Below are 16,076 nucleotides of genomic sequence, written 5' to 3' on the forward strand. Positions count from 1 at the left end.
ATGGCGGACCGTACAGCCAAGGTAAGTCGAGATACATTGGAGACACAGATCACTGTGTCGGTAAATATTGATGGAACTGGCCAATTTAAGGCCGATACAGGTGTGCCGTTCTTAGAGCACATGATGGAGCAGATCTCCCGCCACGGTCTTATTGATCTAGATATTCATGCTAATGGCGATACACATATCGATGACCACCACACGGTTGAAGATATCGGCATCACGCTAGGGCAAGCATTTAAAGAAGCGGTAGGTGATCGTAAAGGGATCATGCGCTACGGCCACGCTTACTGCCCGCTGGATGAAGCTTTGTCCCGTGTTGTTATCGATTTCTCTGGTCGCCCAGGACTAGATTTTAAGTGTGACTTTACCCGCGGCAATATCGGCCGTTTTGATACGCAGCTGTTTTGGGAATTTTTCCAAGGCTTCGTAAATCACGCGGGCGTTACTTTGCATATCGATAACATCAAGGGCTTCAATGCCCACCACCAAGCGGAAACCATCTTTAAAGCGTTTGGTCGTGCTCTGCGTTACTCACTAGAGATTGATGCGCGTGCTGCGGATGTTATGCCTTCTACAAAAGGGTGTTTGTAAGTTATGTCGAGTGTAGCGGTAATCGATTATGGCATGGGCAACTTGCACTCTGTTGCCAAAGCACTGGAATTTGTACAGCCGGGTGTTGAAGTACGTGTGACTTCTGATCCTGCGCTAGTTGCCAGTGCTGACCGCGTTATCTTGCCGGGCGTTGGTGCAATGCGTGATTGCATGGCAGAGATGCTACGTGCCGGTGTGGATAAAGAGGTCACAGATGCAATCAATTCGGGTAAACCATTCCTAGGTATCTGCGTTGGTATGCAAGCTCTGCTTGAGCGTTCTGAAGAGAACGAAGGCGTAGATTGCTTGTCTCATTTTAAGGGTAGTGTGAATTACTTTGGCGATGACCTAGCAGAAGAGGGCGAGCGCCTGAAAGTTCCACATATGGGTTGGAACGAAGTTGCTCAGATGGATGATCACCCTCTATGGAATGAGATCGAAGACGGTAGTCGTTTCTACTTTGTTCACAGCTACTTTGTAACAGCTGAAGAACGTGATCTGGTTTCTGGTGTTTGTCGTTACGGTCAGCAGTTTGATGTCGCGCTTGCTCGTGACAATGTTTTCGCTGTGCAGTTCCACCCTGAGAAAAGCTCTAAGGCGGGTCTGCAGTTGCTTAAGAATTTCCTTAACTGGGATGGTAAGCCAGCACCTGCACCGATGACTGAAAATACGATTAAACCTTAATCCATTAGATCAAATTTTAGAGGTAGCTACTCATGGCTTTGGCAAAACGAATTATTCCTTGCCTCGATGTAGAAAACGGTCGCGTGGTGAAAGGCGTTAAATTTGTCGATATTCGCGACGCTGGTGATCCTGTTGAAGTAGCAAAACGCTACGACGAGCAGGGCGCAGACGAAATTACATTTCTAGATATTACAGCAACCCATGAAGGCCGTGACACTATGGTGCATACGGTTGAGCGTATGGCTTCGCAGGTATTTATCCCGCTGACGGTTGGTGGTGGTATTCGTACTTGCGAGGATATCCGTACCATGTTGAATGCGGGTGCAGATAAAGTATCCATCAACTCTGCTGCGGTATTTAACCCTGAGTTTGTTAAAGAAGCGGCAGAGCGCTTTGGTTCACAATGTATCGTTGTAGCCATTGATGCGAAGAAAGTATCCCAAGAGGGTGAAGAGAATCGTTGGGAGATCTTTACTCACGGTGGCCGTAAACCGACCGGTATCGATGCGGTTGAATGGGCGCAGAAGATGGTCGAGTTAGGTGCAGGTGAAATCCTTCTGACATCTATGGACCAAGATGGCGTTAAAAACGGTTACGACCTAGAGGTCACGCGTGCCATTAGTGATGCGGTCAACGTACCTGTTATCGCTTCCGGTGGTGTAGGTAATCTAGATCACTTAGTGGAAGGCTGTATCGAAGGGAAGGCAGATGCTGTGCTTGCGGCTTCTATCTTCCACTTTAATGAGTACACAGTTCCGCAAGCGAAGGAATATATGCGAGACAAGGGTATTGAAGTCCGTCTATAACGGAAGTGATAGCCTGATAATGAAGCCTCGCAAATGCGGGGCTTTTTATTGCGCGTAATTTAGACACATTGTGAACTTTAGTATGGCTATTAGGGTCAAGGTCATGCATCATTTTGTGGCACAAAAAAAGATTGAGAATCATTTCTAAAAAATGGCTCACAGGGATTTAGTTAGGACTTAGTTATGCGACAGCTCTTCACTCTTACTCTTTTGGTGTTAAGTACTCAGCTTCAGGCTGCAGAAAGTGTGGTAGTTAAACCTCTGTCCGAGCTGTTAACCCCATCCAGTCAAAGCGCACCAGCGCAGGTGATCAACGATCATCATGTGATTATCAGTAGTCGGTTAAATGCACCGGTTGAAGACGTGCTTGTTAATGTTGGTGATCAGCTAGATAAGGGCACGCCACTGCTAAAGCTCGAATGTCGTGATTTTGATCTGCGCTTAGTCCAAGTCAAAAGTGAGTTAAACGTGCTACAAGCGCAAACTCGTTTGGCCCGTCAGCAATTGAGCCGAGCTGAGCGATTGTTAAAGCAGCGTAATGCTTCAAAAGAACTGCGTGATCAGCGTCGCGCTGAGCTGGATAGCTTATTAGCGCAAGCTGCCGGTGCTAAAGCCCGTTTAGATGAAGCAGAGCTAGCGGTATCTCGTTGTACCCCAGTAGCGCCGTTTAAAGGTGTTGTGACTGAACGTTTGGTCGGTGAAGGTAGCCTAGTTGCATCTGGCTCGCCTCTATTCAAACTTCTGGCTGAAGATCGTCAGGAAGTATCAGCGTTGCTAAGTAGTAAGCAGCTTGTTTCCCTGCCTAATTCCACAAAGATCGAATACCAGATTCAACAGCAGCGCTATCCGCTTGAGCTACGGGTAATTGTGCCTTTTGTTGAAAATCGTGCCCGTACTCAAGAAGTTCGTCTGCAATTTAGCGCAGATAAAGCGTTATCAGGTAGCAGCGGTCGATTGGTATGGCAGGAGCCCCAAGGGCGCTTGCCGGTTCAGTACATTGTGTCCCGTGATGGTCAGTTGGGAGTGATGGGGCTGAATGATTCCAAGGCGGAATTTATTGCACTGCCTAAAGCGGTTGAAGGTCAGGCTGCCGTTGTTGATCTGCCATTAGATATGCTGGTGATTGTTGAAGGTCAGCACGGGGTTGAGTCGGGTAGTGATGTGACTGTGATGGCGCAGGAGTAAAAAATCAGATGTTGATGCGCCTTTTTAACAACCATGTTTTAGCTAACCTCACCTTTCTCTTGGTATTGGTAATAGGTTTCCTCTGCTACAACCTATTGCCACGTCAGCAAGATCCCACAATCAACTTTAACTGGGTTGTCGTGACCACTGTGCTTCCCGGCGCGAGCGCGGACGATATTGAGAAGCGTGTAACTGACCCGCTAGAAGACGCAATACGCAATGTCTCGGACATTAAGTTTGCTTCTTCTAATAGCCGCGAAGCAGTGTCGAGTTTGCTGATACGTTTTTCTGATATTGATGAGCGTACCTTTGATAAACGTATCAATGATCTGCGTCGAGAGATTCAAAATGTAGAAGACGAGTTACCGGAAAATGCGATTGATCCGGTGATATTAGAGATCACCAGCGCCAACGCTTTCCCAAGTGTCACAGTGGCAGTAACCGCACTAGATGACGACGAAAACCTTAGGGTGCAAGCGCGCAATATTGAAAAAGATCTGGAGCGTATCATTGGAGTAGATCGGGTCGATCCGATTGGTCTGGATGATCCTGAATTGCAGGTGAATTTTGATCCTGAAGCGCTGCAGGCGCTATCGCTTTCACCTACTCAGTTGTCGAATACCGTATCTGTTTGGTTTCAGGATATCTCTGCCGGTAGCGTGAATGTTGGCGAGCAGGCATGGCTTGTACGTTTGGTGGGACGCAGTGCCGACCCTGATCAGGTTAAGCATATCCCGTTGATCAATCTACAGGGGGAGGAGATCACCCTTGGCCGAGTTGCCGAGGTTGTGCAAACCCGGGCAAAAGCGCAACAAGATGCAGTGATCGATGGCAAACCAGCGGTTGTATTGGCGGTGATGAAAAAAGCCAATGCCAATACCTTAGAGTTGGTCGAGCGGGTGAAAACTTATATGGATCAGCGCAATGAGCTGGCCCAAGCAACTGGTGTGAAGCTGGTACTGGTAGATGATCAGACCGTGCCAACCCGTGAAGCGATCAGCCTTATGCAGAACAATGCTTTGATCGGGTTGATCTTGGTATTGGTAGTGGCGTGGTTGTTCTTGGGTGCGCATATCGCCTTTTTAACTGCGATTGGTATCCCCTTTATTCTGGCGGGTACTTTCTGGGTGCTCTGGGGCATGGGGGAAACCTTAAATGTTACCGTGCTCCTCGGTGTGGTTATTGTGCTCGGTATGCTGGTGGATGATGCAGTGGTCGTAGTGGAGGCGATCTATCATCGTTTACAGCTAGGGCAACCGATCTATCAAGCGACCATGGCCTCGCTCGAAGAGGTGGGCCGCCCAGTGGTGAGTGCTGTTTTAACCACAATGGCGGCTTTCCTACCTTTGATGTTGTTACCCGGGATTTTAGGCGATTTTATGCGGGTGATCCCCATGGTGGTCACCATCGCATTGGCGATCTCTCTAGTCGAAGCATTCTGGATGCTACCAGTACACGTGAGTGTGGCACGGGTGTCATTTGCTAACCCTGGGCGTATGCAGCGATTCCGTACCCGCATGACCCATAAGATTCAGATCACCTATGTACGCTCGTTGATTAAAGCGATGCGTCGCCCTGTACTGACCTTTAGCTTGATCGGTGCACTGTTTATTGGTTCGATGGGCGCACTCGGAGCCGGTTTGATCAAGATGGACTTCTTTGCCTCGGATCCGTTGCGCTTGTTTTACGTCAATATGGAGATGGCTCCCGAGACCTCTCTTGATGCCACCTTGGACAAAGTAAAACAGATGGAGAAGGTGGTACGTAAACATCTTAAAGATGAGGATCTACGAGCTGTTGTTGGGTACGCCGGACAGCAATTTACTGAAACGGCTCCAATGTTTGGTGAGCATTACGGTCAGGTCTTAGTTGGTTTGAAGCCTAAGACAGAAGATAACCGCTCGGTCGATGAGCTGTTAGCTGCGGTGCGTGAGGATGCTTTGGCACTGCCGGGGCCTTTGAATATCTCCTTCTTACGTTTGGCGGGTGGTCCTCCCGTGTCTAAGCCGATCAGTATTAAAGTCCGGGGTGATGAATACACAGAGATTCGTGCAGCCGCGGATGCATTGCAGACCTATATGCGCTCGGTGGAAGCGATAACCGATATTACCGACGATGCTGGCGGTGGTCGTATGACGCTGACGCTAAAAGCCGACTATGATGCGATTACTCAGGCGGGACTCAATCCGCAAGAGGTTATCCGTACAGCGCAGTTATTGGTAGATGGTGAAATCGTCGCTGATATGCAGCACGAAGGTGAAAAACTGGAAGTGCGGGTACGTGCGAAGCCGCAGCAATACAGTGATATCGAACAGTTACTCATGTTTGAGTTGCCATTAGCAGATGGCGGTCGTGTACCACTGATTAATCTGGTGCATTTTGAAAAAGAGAAGGCGCTTGGCAATATTCGACACTATAACTTCCGCCGAGCGATCACGGTTGAAGCTGATCTCCTGCCTAATAGCATGGACACTGTAACTGCCAACGCTATGGTCTTGGAGCATTGGAATAACGAGCTACAAGTACAGTTTCCAAATCTGGATTTAGACTTCTCTGGTGAATTGGATGATATCCAAGAGAGTTTGGATGCGATCGGTATTCTCTTTCTGTTTGGTATAGGTCTGATGTACCTGATTTTGGGTACACAGTTCTCCAGTTATATGCAGCCTCTGATGATCTTGATGACCATCCCTATGGCGTTTACCGGTGTAGTACTAGGGTTGTTGCTGACACAAAACCCACTAAGTCTGTTCACTATGTACGGTGTTGTTGCTTTGGCAGGGATAGCGGTAAATGCAGCGATAGTGCTGATTTCAGCGGGTAACCAACGATTAGATAAAGGGATGTCGGTAAAACATGCCACTCTGTACGCGGCTAGACGACGAGTAATTCCAATTTTGATTACTTCGCTAACGACGATTGCAGGCTTGTTTTCTTTAGCAACGGGCTTAGGTGGTCACTCCCTAATTTGGGGGCCAGTGGCAACGGCGATTGTGAGTGGTTTGGCGTTCTCGACCGTACTGACTCTGTTCCTGATTCCTATGCTGTACCGAATCTTTATGCAGTGGTCGCATCGTCGTCAGGGTACTTAATTGGATAGGATAGATTATAGGTTTAGGGGCAGAATTTAAGCTTTAAGGATGCCAAGAAAGAAGCATAAAAAGCGGCGAATAAACATCGCCGCTTTTTTCTGTCAGTGATTCTTACTTAAGCTAGTTCGAGCACTTCATCTACTAACTTGCGGATACCTGATGCTGCTTCGGTAATTGAACCCGCTAGCATGTAAGCTGGAGTTGTCACCACTTTACGCTCTGAATCGATTACGATTTCGCTAACACCACAATCTTGATGTTTACCACCCATCGCTTCAATTGCGGATGCAGTGTCGGCATCATTACCGATCGTGCATATCGCACCTTCGCCGAATAGAATGGGTGTCATTGCTGGGGCAATACAGATTAGACCAACTGGCTTACCTGCTTTATGCATCGCCTGAGTAAAGTTGATGACATCAGGGTTTACTGAGCACTCAGGGCCTTTTACTGCAAAGTCCGACAGGTTTTTTGCTGCACCAAAACCACCTGGAATAATCAAAGCGTCGTAATCTTCGGCATTGGCTGTTGCAAGATCGATAATTTCACCACGTGCTAAACGCGCTGCTTCAACTAAAACGTTACGTGTTTCATCGGCTTCTTCGCCAGTGAGGTGATTAATAACGTGCATCTGCTCGATATTCGGTGCCATACACTGTGAACTAGCACCGCGTTCCGCGATCTGTAGCAAAGTCAGAACCGACTCGTAAATTTCTGCGCCATCGTATACGCCGCAACCAGATAGAATTACTGCAATTTTCTTCATGCTTTCAGGCTCCTTTATCTACAGTGATATGAGTTTGATCATACCCTTTTGTATGCAGAGTACGATAAGATCAGTTTTATTACTATGGTGACAAAAAGTTACTTAATTTTTAGCCTAACCTCTAGGCTGTCATGAGCTTGTCATCGTTTTCTGTCATATTCATCTTGTAACCTAAGGAAGATGCCGTGTCCTTTAATAACAGCCAGCGCTTTTACCCAGAAACACGTATGCGTCGTATGCGTGCCAGTGATTTTTCCCGTCGTCTAATGCGAGAGAGCGTTTTAACGCCAGATGATCTGATCTATCCAGTCTTTGTGATTGAAGGTCAAAATCAAACTGAACAAGTTGCGTCTATGCCAGGCGTCGAGCGTATGAGTATCGATCTGCTGGTAAAAGAAGCTAAAGAGCTTGCTTCTTTAGGTGTACCTGCGATGGCGTTGTTCCCTGTAACACCGATGGATGCGAAATCTGAGTTGGCAGAAGAAGCCTACAACCCAGATGGTCTGGCTCAGCGTGCAGTGAAAGCAATCAAAGATGCGTGCCCAGAGATGGGGATCATGACCGATGTTGCATTGGACCCGTTCACGACTCACGGGCAGGACGGCATTATCGATGAAAATGGTTATGTGCTGAATGATCGCACGGTTGATACCTTGATCCAGCAGGCGGTATCTCACGCCGAAGCGGGTGCTGATATTGTTGCACCAAGTGACATGATGGATGGCCGTATCGGTGGTATCCGTGACGAGCTGGAAAGTAATGGTTTTGTAAATACATTGATCATGGCGTACTCCGCTAAGTATGCAAGTGCTTACTATGGTCCTTTCCGTGATGCAGTGGGTTCTGCGGCGAACATTGGTAAAGGTAACAAGTTTAGTTACCAGATGGACCCTGCTAACAGTGATGAAGCGCTACACGAAGTGTCACTGGATCTAGCGGAAGGTGCAGATATGGTGATGGTAAAACCGGGTATGCCTTATCTGGATATCGTTCGCCGAGTTAAAGATGAATTAAAAGCACCAACCTATGTTTATCAGGTGAGTGGTGAATATGCGATGCATGTGGCTGCTTTCCAAAATGGTTGGTTAGACGAGCGTAGCGTAATGCTTGAATCCCTATTGGCGTTTAAACGTGCAGGGGCTGATGGCGTACTGACGTATTTTGCGAAACGCGTCGCTCAGATATTAAACGACTAAACTTTATTCTGTAGTCGTTAAAGAATTAGGGAGATAAAACAGCGTGATGGTTGAATCAGCGGAACAGAGCGAAGCAGCAGCGGCGTTATTAGAGAGCCGTGAAAATGTTGCAACAACAGAGCAAGAGGTAGAGGAAACACCGGTTGATCTGAAGGTGCCCGAGCTCTATATCAACCGTGAACTCAGCCATCTGCAGTTTAATATCCGAGTTCTCGAGCAAGCCTTAGAGGAGCAGCACCCGTTGTTAGAACGGTTGATGTTCCTGTTGATCTTCTCCAGTAACTTGGACGAATTTTTCGAGATCCGTGTTGCTGAGCAGATGACTCAGTTGAAATATGGTCGTGAGGCAGTTGGTCCCGATGCGATGCATCCGCGCACGGTACTGCAGCGTATCAGCGAAATTTGTCACCTGACTGTCGATCGTCAATATAAGATCCTGAATGAAACGATCTTCCCTGAATTAGAGAAGGAGGAGATTCACTTTATTCGTCGTCACCTATGGACGCCGGAGCAGAGAGAGTGGGTGCAGTCTTACTTCTATGATCGTGTTGTACCGGTCATCAGTCCTGTTGGTTTGGATCCGTCACACCCATTCCCTCGTTTGGTGAATAAGAGTCTTAACTTTATCGTTGAACTGGATGGTAAAGATGCCTTTGGTCGTGAAACCGGCATGGCGATTATTCCGGCGCCGCGCTCATTACCACGTTTGATCCGTCTTCCAGATAATCTCTGTGATGGCGGCGATAACCTGATCTTCTTGTCCTCGATTATCCACGAATTTGCGGATGAGCTATTCCCAGGAATGACGGTTAAAGGTTGTTACCAGTTCCGTATCACCCGTAATGCCGATATGACCTTCGATGTTGAAGAGGTTGAAGACTTAGCGAATACCCTGCGTGGTGAGCTGCACTCCCGTAAATACGGTGATGCGGTAAGGCTAGAGGTGGACCAGCGTACCCCTGAAGAGTTGATCGCCTTCTTGCAGAAAGAATACAAACTGGATGAGTCTCAGACGTATCGTGTAAATGGCCCAGTAAACCTGACTCGTCTAATGGCAGTTCGAGATCTGGTCGAACGTAGCGATCTACGTTGGAAGCCTTTTTCACCGGGTATTCCCGGTAAACTAAAAGGTGACAATATTTTTGATGCGCTCAAAGCTAATGACCAGTTGCTGTTGCATCCATTCCAGTCATTTACGCCAGTTGTGGATCTGTTGCGTCAGGCGGCGAAAGATCCGGATGTTGTAGCGATTAAACAGACCCTTTATCGAACTGGGGTTAAATCCGATATCGTAAATGCGCTGGTGGAAGCGGCGCGTAGCGGTAAAGAGGTGACTGTTGTTATCGAGCTTCGAGCTCGTTTTGATGAAGAAAGTAACCTACACCTTGCGGCACGTTTGCAGGAGGCAGGTTGTTTGGTTGTTTATGGGGTGGTTGGTTATAAGTGCCACGCTAAAGCGATGCTAATCGTACGAGAAGAGGAGAATCACTTAGTGCGTTATTCTCACTTAGGTACGGGTAACTATCACTCGGGTACAGCGCGCCTGTATTCTGATTACAGCTATCTGACTGCGGATCAAGAGGTGGGCGAAGATGTCCACAAGGTTTTCCAGCAACTAACGGGTATGGGTAAGATCCAGAAGCTGAAAAAGTTATACACAGCACCGTTTACGTTGCACTCTAAAATGATCGAACTGATCCGTCGTGAAACCCGTTTAGCTAAGTCGGGTAAGCCGGGTCATATCATGGTGAAAGTGAATGGTCTGACTGAGCCGAAGATGATCCGTGCCCTATATGAAGCAGCTGCAGCGGGTGTTCAGATCGATCTGATTATTCGTGGTATGTGTCGTTTACGTCCGGGCATTGAAGGGCTGTCTGAAAATATCAAAGTTCGCTCAATTATCGGTCGATTCCTAGAGCATACGCGCGTTTACTATTTTGGTAATGACGGTAAACCGGAAGTGTTCTGCGCCAGCGCCGACTGGATGGAGCGTAACATGCTTAATCGTGTAGAAACGGGCTTCCAAGTTTTTGGTAAGCATAGTGAGAGATTAAAGCGTGAGCTGGATTACTATATGAAAGACAACTGCCAGAGCTGGGAATTGCAAGCGGACGGCAGTTATATTCAGAATCAACCAGCAGAAGGAGAAGAGATCTTCTCTGCTCAGCAAACACTGTTAGAAGAGTTTGCTAAGTAGTCTCCTTTAGCTCAACAGCCTTATTCTTGGAGTAAGGCTGTTAAGCTGTCTTTAAATAGCTTTGATGGTTATGAACGACCAGTTCGTTACGGTTGTTCTTAGCTAGATAGAGCGCTTTATCCGCTTCTGTGTAGAGTTCATTCTTATCAGAAATCTGATTGCCAGCACTCCAATAGGCACCTATAGATATAGTGACATATTCGCTGACAGTGCTCTTCTCGTGACGAATATGCAGCGCTTCCACTTCTTCTCGAATACGATCTAAGAAAGCTTGGGCTTTAGCTGCATCTTGCTCTGTGATGATGATTGCAAACTCTTCACCGCCGATGCGGAATGCAAAATCGGAAGGTCTGCGTAGGCAGCCAATGATGCAGTTGGCAACATCACGCAGGGCTTTATCACCTTGCGGGTGACCATAGGTATCGTTGTAAAGCTTGAAGAAATCTACATCCAAAATCGCCAAAGCTATCGCAGTACCATGACGGTAGCTGAGCTTTATTTCACGCTCTAACACATCTTCAAAACTACGACGGTTTGGTAGTGTGGTGAGCTTATCGGTGATTGATAGCTTTTTGCTGGTGGAATCCTGCAGCAGATTGGTAAAGCCAGTTATCTCATAGCGTTCGTTAATGTTCGGTAGAATCCGCGAGTTGGCCCAATGCATTAGACCGTCTTCGTTGATATGACGGATCTCGCCCTGCCATGTTTTTCCGGTCTTGATGGTCTTCCAGATCTGCTCCGACAGCATGCTATGGCTATCCGAGTTATCAAAGAAATTACTCTGCTTGCCAACCAGCTCTTCTTTAGTTGTGTCTAAAAAGCGGCAAAGGGCATTACTGGCGTCAATAATGACACCTTGCTGATCGAGGTTAGCGAGCATGATGTTCTGATCAATTAGGTGTTCTCGTTGCGATAGTGCTTTATTTGAATTAAGAATGAGGCGTGTAACTTTAATTGCAATTAAAAGCGAGATCACAATAGTTAAGAAGCCGATGGTCGCAACCACGGATAGGGAGTGATCTCTGTTTTTTGATGATTGCTTATGAAACTGATTAGCTTTGTTCTGGGCAAAGAGAACGAATTCATGCACTTCTGAAAGTAGTTGATCTACGTGCTGGGCACCTTTGGCGCGAGTAATCTCAGCCGCTTTCTCGGTATCACCAGCTAAAGCTAACTGGGCTACTTCGTCACGAATAGGTTTCCACTCAATAAAGGTCTGGTAGGCCTGCTTAATAGTGACTTTGTTACCCAAAAAACGCTCAAAGATGATGTCGAACTGTTTGAGTACTTGCTGCTCCTGGCGGTGAACTTGCTCGAGGGTGGCTTTGAGTTGATCTGGATCTTTTACCAACACCACATCTTTCATATCGCGGTGCATTGCGAACACGAGGGTCTGTATCGACTGCCCAGCATTGCTCACAGCAAATGGGTGGTTGTAGATGTTGTCTACATCTTTAGAGATGTTGTTGAGATGGTATAGGCTAAATCCGCCTAAACCTGTCATTAAGGTAATGATCAGGACAAAACCAAGAATAAGATTGCGATACTGCTGCATACTATAGAATACTGCTGAATTGAGCGCGCAATTGTATCAAAAACTACAGTATGCAGGAGCTTAAGTTTTATTTATCGCCTGATTCTTGATCAAGATCTATTAATTCACTGTAACCATCTACATATGACGGATATTTGAAGCGATAACCCGCTTCAATGATGCGTTTATTTGAACAGCGCTTACTGCCTGCGCGACGCGAAACAGTTTCAGATGTTATCTGACTCTTGGTTTCTTTTGCGATCCAAGTGGTGATCTCATGCATAGTTACCGGATTGCTATCACTGGCTAGATAGCAAGGGTCTATAGCTTCTCCGTTAAGCACTTTGGCAATCAAAAAATTTAAGACGCCTGCGCAATCATCGCGGTGAATACGGTTACTAAAATGCAGAGGCTCTGCGGGGGCAATATCACCTCCTCTTACACGACTAATTAGATAGCCTCTATCAGGGCCATAAATGCCGCTAAATCTAACCACAGTACCTGGTATCTCAGAGCTTAAAACCTGCTGTTCACCTTTGAGCATGATCTTGCCGCTGAAAGACTTTGGTTCGCAGGGGCTGTTTTCATCCACCCAATCACTATTATTTTGATGGTACACCCCAGTGCTTGAAGTGAAGAAAAGATGTTGTGGTTTTGGGGATAGTGCTTTTAGGGTGTTTTGTACACCGGTAACATAGGCCGCTTCGTAGCCCGCTTCGTCGTGACTACTTGCTGCTGCCGAATAGACAAGGATGTGACACTCGTCTAAATCCGCCAGAGCCGCTTTTAAACTCTCTAAATTTGTGAGATCAGCGCTTATTCCTTGGATGCCTTGCGGTAGCTGGTTTATATTACGACGTAGGCCAAATACCTTATGCCCTTGATTTAATAACATTTGTCCAAGAGTTGAGCCAACATCGCCGCAGCCGACGATTAAAATAGTTGCTTGTTGCATACAGGTTAAGCCTCCAAAAATCACAGACCTATCATAGCAAAGGATAAGGCCGGATGACCCTTACAGAATTGCGTTACATTGTTACCTTGGCGAGAGAACAGCATTTTGGTCATGCGGCTGAAAAGTGTTTTGTCAGTCAGCCTACCTTGTCTATTGCGGTCAAAAAGCTCGAAGATGAGTTGGGTGTGCCGCTGTTTGAACGCAGTAAGAACTCGGTTCGTGTCACACCTGTAGGCGATAAAGTGGTGCAGCAAGCGCAGCGTGTGCTTGAGCAAGCCGATACCATCAAAGATCTAGCGCTGGAAGGTAAAGACCAACTTAAAAGCCCACTTCGCGTAGGTGCGATCTACACCATTGGACCTTATCTTTTTCCTCATCTGGTTTCTCAGGTACAAAAGCTTGCGCCTGATATGCCGCTGTATATCGAGGAGAACTTCACCGAGAATCTGCGAGTTAAGATTCGTAATGGTGAGCTGGATGCAATTATCTTGGCGCTGCCATTCCAAGAGCCAGATATTCTGACGCGCCCTCTCTACGACGAACATTTCGAAATGCTGATGCCTGTGGGCCACCCTTGGGCTCAGCAGAAAACGATTAATAGTGAAGATCTGCCTAATACCCCACTGTTGCTATTGGGAGAAGGGCATTGCTTTAGGGATCAGGTCTTAGAATCCTGCCCAACGTTGAATCAAGCGATTAATACTCAACATACGATTACCGAGGGTAGCTCTTTAGAGACTATCCGTATGATGGTCGGTTCTGGCCTAGGTTGTTCTGTGTTACCGCAATCCGCTGTATATGGAACGGGTCAATCAGAGCTGGTGGTAACGCGCCCGTTCCAAGAGCCTGTGCCTGAGCGTACGGTTGGGGTTGCTTGGCGTGCTAGCTTCCCGCGTCCGCAAGCGATCGATGTGTTGGTTGAAGCTATTGCCTCTTTTGATCCTGCAGGCGGTAAATAAGTTTGTTGCTTGCTGCGATTCCTGTCACAGAGTTAAAGGGTGTTGGTGCTGCGTTAGAGCAGAAGCTGCATAACCTTGGTATTCAAAATCTACAGGATCTGTTGTTTCATCTGCCTCTGCGTTACCAAGATCGTACGCGTATTGTGCCTATGGGGGCGCTACGTCCTGGTGATGAGTGCGTGGTTGAGGGCGAGGTGAAACTGGCGGATATCAGCAAAGGTCGTCGCCGTAGTTTGTTGTGCCGCATTCAAGATGGCACCGGGTCGCTGACGCTACGTTTCTTTCATTTTACTGCTGCCCAGAAAAATAACTTAAAACCTGGTACTCGTATTCGTTGTTTTGGTGAAGCGCGTACCGGTGCAAACGGTTTGGAGATTGTCCATCCAGAATATAAGCGGGTGGATAACGATGATTTGGTCCCGGTTGAAGAAAACCTGACACCAATCTATCCAACCACCGAAGGCCTTCATCAGGGGCGCTTGCGTGCTCTGACGGATCAGGCGCTTAACTATTTGAAAGAGGGAGGCTTGCAAGAACTCGTGCCTGAGCAGTTGCGTCAGGGTTGGCAGTTCCCAAGTTTGAATGATGCCGTCGCTTACCTCCATCGCCCTCCGGTTGATGTAGACCAACACCTTTTGTTGGACGGTATGCACCCTGCTCAGCGTCGTTTGGCGTTTGAAGAGCTACTTGCTCATCACCTCTCTTTGTTGAAACTACGCCAAAAAGCACGTCAAAAAGGCGCGCCCGAACTGCCGGGCACAGGGCAACTTAAACAGGCCTTTTTAGATCAGCTACCGTTCCCGTTAACAGGCGCGCAACAGCGTGTAGGCGACGAAATTGCCAACGATCTGGCGCAAGCTTATCCGATGCTGCGTTTAGTGCAGGGAGACGTAGGCTCAGGTAAAACCGTTGTGGCGGCTTTGGCTGCTCTACAAACGGTAGAAAGTGGTCTGCAAGCTGCGATTATGGCACCGACCGAGATTTTGGCCGAACAGCACTTTATCAACTTCAGTAACTGGCTGGAGTCGCTGGATATCAAAGTTGCGTGGTTGGCAGGTAAGCTCAAAGGAAAGCAACGACAGGCGCAACTAGAAGCGATTAGAACCGGCGAAGCACGGGTTGTTGTCGGTACGCACGCGCTCTTCCAAGAGGAGGTAGTCTTCTCTGATCTAGGTTTAGTGGTGATTGATGAGCAGCACCGCTTTGGTGTGCATCAACGGCTGTCACTGCGTGAAAAAGGGCGCAATGGTGAGTTGGCGCCGCATCAGTTGATTATGACCGCTACGCCGATTCCTCGAACTTTGACCATGAGTGCTTACGCTGACCTGGACTGCTCTATTATTGATGAGCTGCCACCGGGTAGAACACCTGTGAGTACTGTAGTGATCGCCGATAGCCGCCGCGACGAAGTTATTCAGCGGGTACAAAAAGCCTGCGCTGAAAAGCGTCAGGTTTACTGGGTATGTACGCTGATTGAAGAGTCAGAAGCGTTGCAGTGCCAAGCGGCAGAAGTTACTGCAGAGGATCTGAAAGTAGCGCTACCGGAACTAAGCATAGGATTAGTGCATGGCCGTATGAAGCCAGCTGAAAAAGCTGAAATTATGCAGCAGTTTAAAGCTGCTGAATTGGACCTTTTGGTCGCGACAACGGTCATTGAAGTAGGCGTGGACGTTCCTAATGCCAGTGTGATGATTATAGAGAACCCGGAGCGCTTAGGTTTAGCGCAGTTGCATCAGTTGCGTGGTCGAGTGGGCCGTGGCTCTGTCGAAAGCTTTTGTGTGTTGATGTATCACGCGCCTTTATCCAACCAGGGGCGTGAGCGTTTAACTGTCATGCGCGAAACCACCGATGGTTTTAAAATTGCAGAGAAGGATCTACAACTGCGTGGTCCGGGTGAAGTACTCGGGACAAGGCAGACCGGAACGATGCAGTTTAAGATGGCCGATCTGCAGCGTGATTCAGATTTGTTAACCCGGGTTAAGATGGTGGCGGGTCAGATGCAAGAGTGGCCTGATTTTGCAGATTCCTTAGTTGAACGTTGGCTAGGCCGTGGTGAAGACTACGGTAATGTATAATAAACAGATTAATCTATTCATTCGCTTGTCACA

The 16,076-nt window shown here is 47.6% G+C and carries 12 protein-coding genes; 9 read left to right on the forward strand and 3 right to left on the reverse strand.

Going from position 1 to position 16,076, the window contains the following annotated elements; genetic code table 11:
- From hisB to ACMXYT_RS00770, 5 genes are all read left to right on the forward strand, one after another.
- Positions 1-594, forward strand: a complete 594-nt coding sequence (gene hisB, locus ACMXYT_RS00750) for an imidazoleglycerol-phosphate dehydratase HisB (protein ID WP_415886536.1) — start codon at positions 1-3, stop codon at positions 592-594.
- Between the two features lie 3 nt (positions 595-597).
- On the forward strand, positions 598-1,278 hold the full coding sequence (gene hisH, locus ACMXYT_RS00755; RefSeq protein ID WP_415883104.1) for an imidazole glycerol phosphate synthase subunit HisH: 681 nt from the start codon (positions 598-600) through the stop codon (positions 1,276-1,278).
- A 32-nt stretch (positions 1,279-1,310) separates the two neighbouring features.
- Complete coding sequence (hisF, locus tag ACMXYT_RS00760; RefSeq protein WP_415883105.1) at positions 1,311-2,084, forward strand: imidazole glycerol phosphate synthase subunit HisF; 774 nt, start codon at positions 1,311-1,313, stop codon at positions 2,082-2,084.
- A gap of 183 nt (positions 2,085-2,267) precedes the next feature.
- Positions 2,268-3,269, forward strand: a complete 1,002-nt coding sequence (locus ACMXYT_RS00765) for an efflux RND transporter periplasmic adaptor subunit (RefSeq protein ID WP_415899780.1) — start codon at positions 2,268-2,270, stop codon at positions 3,267-3,269.
- An 8-nt stretch (positions 3,270-3,277) separates the two neighbouring features.
- Entirely contained in the window at positions 3,278-6,361 is a 3,084-nt protein-coding gene (locus ACMXYT_RS00770; protein ID WP_415899781.1) for an efflux RND transporter permease subunit, read from the forward strand.
- Positions 6,362-6,476: 115 nt separating this feature from the next.
- Here the strand turns inward: ACMXYT_RS00770 and elbB are convergent, their stop codons facing one another.
- Complete coding sequence (gene elbB / locus ACMXYT_RS00775; RefSeq protein ID WP_415899782.1) at positions 6,477-7,127, reverse strand: isoprenoid biosynthesis glyoxalase ElbB; 651 nt, start codon at positions 7,125-7,127, stop codon at positions 6,477-6,479.
- A 185-nt stretch (positions 7,128-7,312) separates the two neighbouring features.
- Between elbB and hemB the strand changes: the two genes are divergently transcribed.
- Together hemB and ppk1 are read left to right on the forward strand one after the other, a co-directional pair.
- Positions 7,313-8,323, forward strand: coding sequence for a porphobilinogen synthase (hemB, locus tag ACMXYT_RS00780; RefSeq protein WP_415883109.1), 1,011 nt, complete (start codon positions 7,313-7,315; stop codon positions 8,321-8,323).
- Between the two features lie 46 nt (positions 8,324-8,369).
- Complete coding sequence (gene ppk1, locus ACMXYT_RS00785; protein ID WP_415901141.1) at positions 8,370-10,520, forward strand: polyphosphate kinase 1; 2,151 nt, start codon at positions 8,370-8,372, stop codon at positions 10,518-10,520.
- A gap of 40 nt (positions 10,521-10,560) precedes the next feature.
- Here the strand turns inward: ppk1 and ACMXYT_RS00790 are convergent, their stop codons facing one another.
- Positions 10,561-12,075 carry a diguanylate cyclase domain-containing protein gene (locus ACMXYT_RS00790; RefSeq protein WP_415911747.1) on the reverse strand — a complete coding sequence of 505 codons (1,515 nt, stop codon included), beginning with the start codon at positions 12,073-12,075 and terminating at the stop codon, positions 10,561-10,563.
- 67 nt (positions 12,076-12,142) lie between these two features.
- Complete coding sequence (locus ACMXYT_RS00795; RefSeq protein WP_415899784.1) at positions 12,143-13,009, reverse strand: SDR family oxidoreductase; 867 nt, start codon at positions 13,007-13,009, stop codon at positions 12,143-12,145.
- Positions 13,010-13,062: 53 nt separating this feature from the next.
- Here ACMXYT_RS00795 and ACMXYT_RS00800 point away from each other — a divergent pair, with 53 nt between their 5' ends.
- Both ACMXYT_RS00800 and recG read left to right on the forward strand, forming a co-directional pair.
- A complete protein-coding gene (locus ACMXYT_RS00800; protein ID WP_415899785.1) occupies positions 13,063-13,968 on the forward strand; it encodes a hydrogen peroxide-inducible genes activator in 906 nt (301 codons plus the stop codon).
- On the forward strand, positions 13,965-16,043 hold the full coding sequence (recG, locus tag ACMXYT_RS00805; RefSeq protein ID WP_415901142.1) for an ATP-dependent DNA helicase RecG: 2,079 nt from the start codon (positions 13,965-13,967) through the stop codon (positions 16,041-16,043). The genes ACMXYT_RS00800 and recG overlap by 4 nt, the downstream gene beginning before the upstream one ends.
- Positions 16,044-16,076 lie beyond the last annotated feature (33 nt).

The organism is Neptuniibacter sp. QD37_11 (assembly GCF_047778105.1).
Classification (GTDB): domain Bacteria; phylum Pseudomonadota; class Gammaproteobacteria; order Pseudomonadales; family Balneatricaceae; genus Neptuniibacter.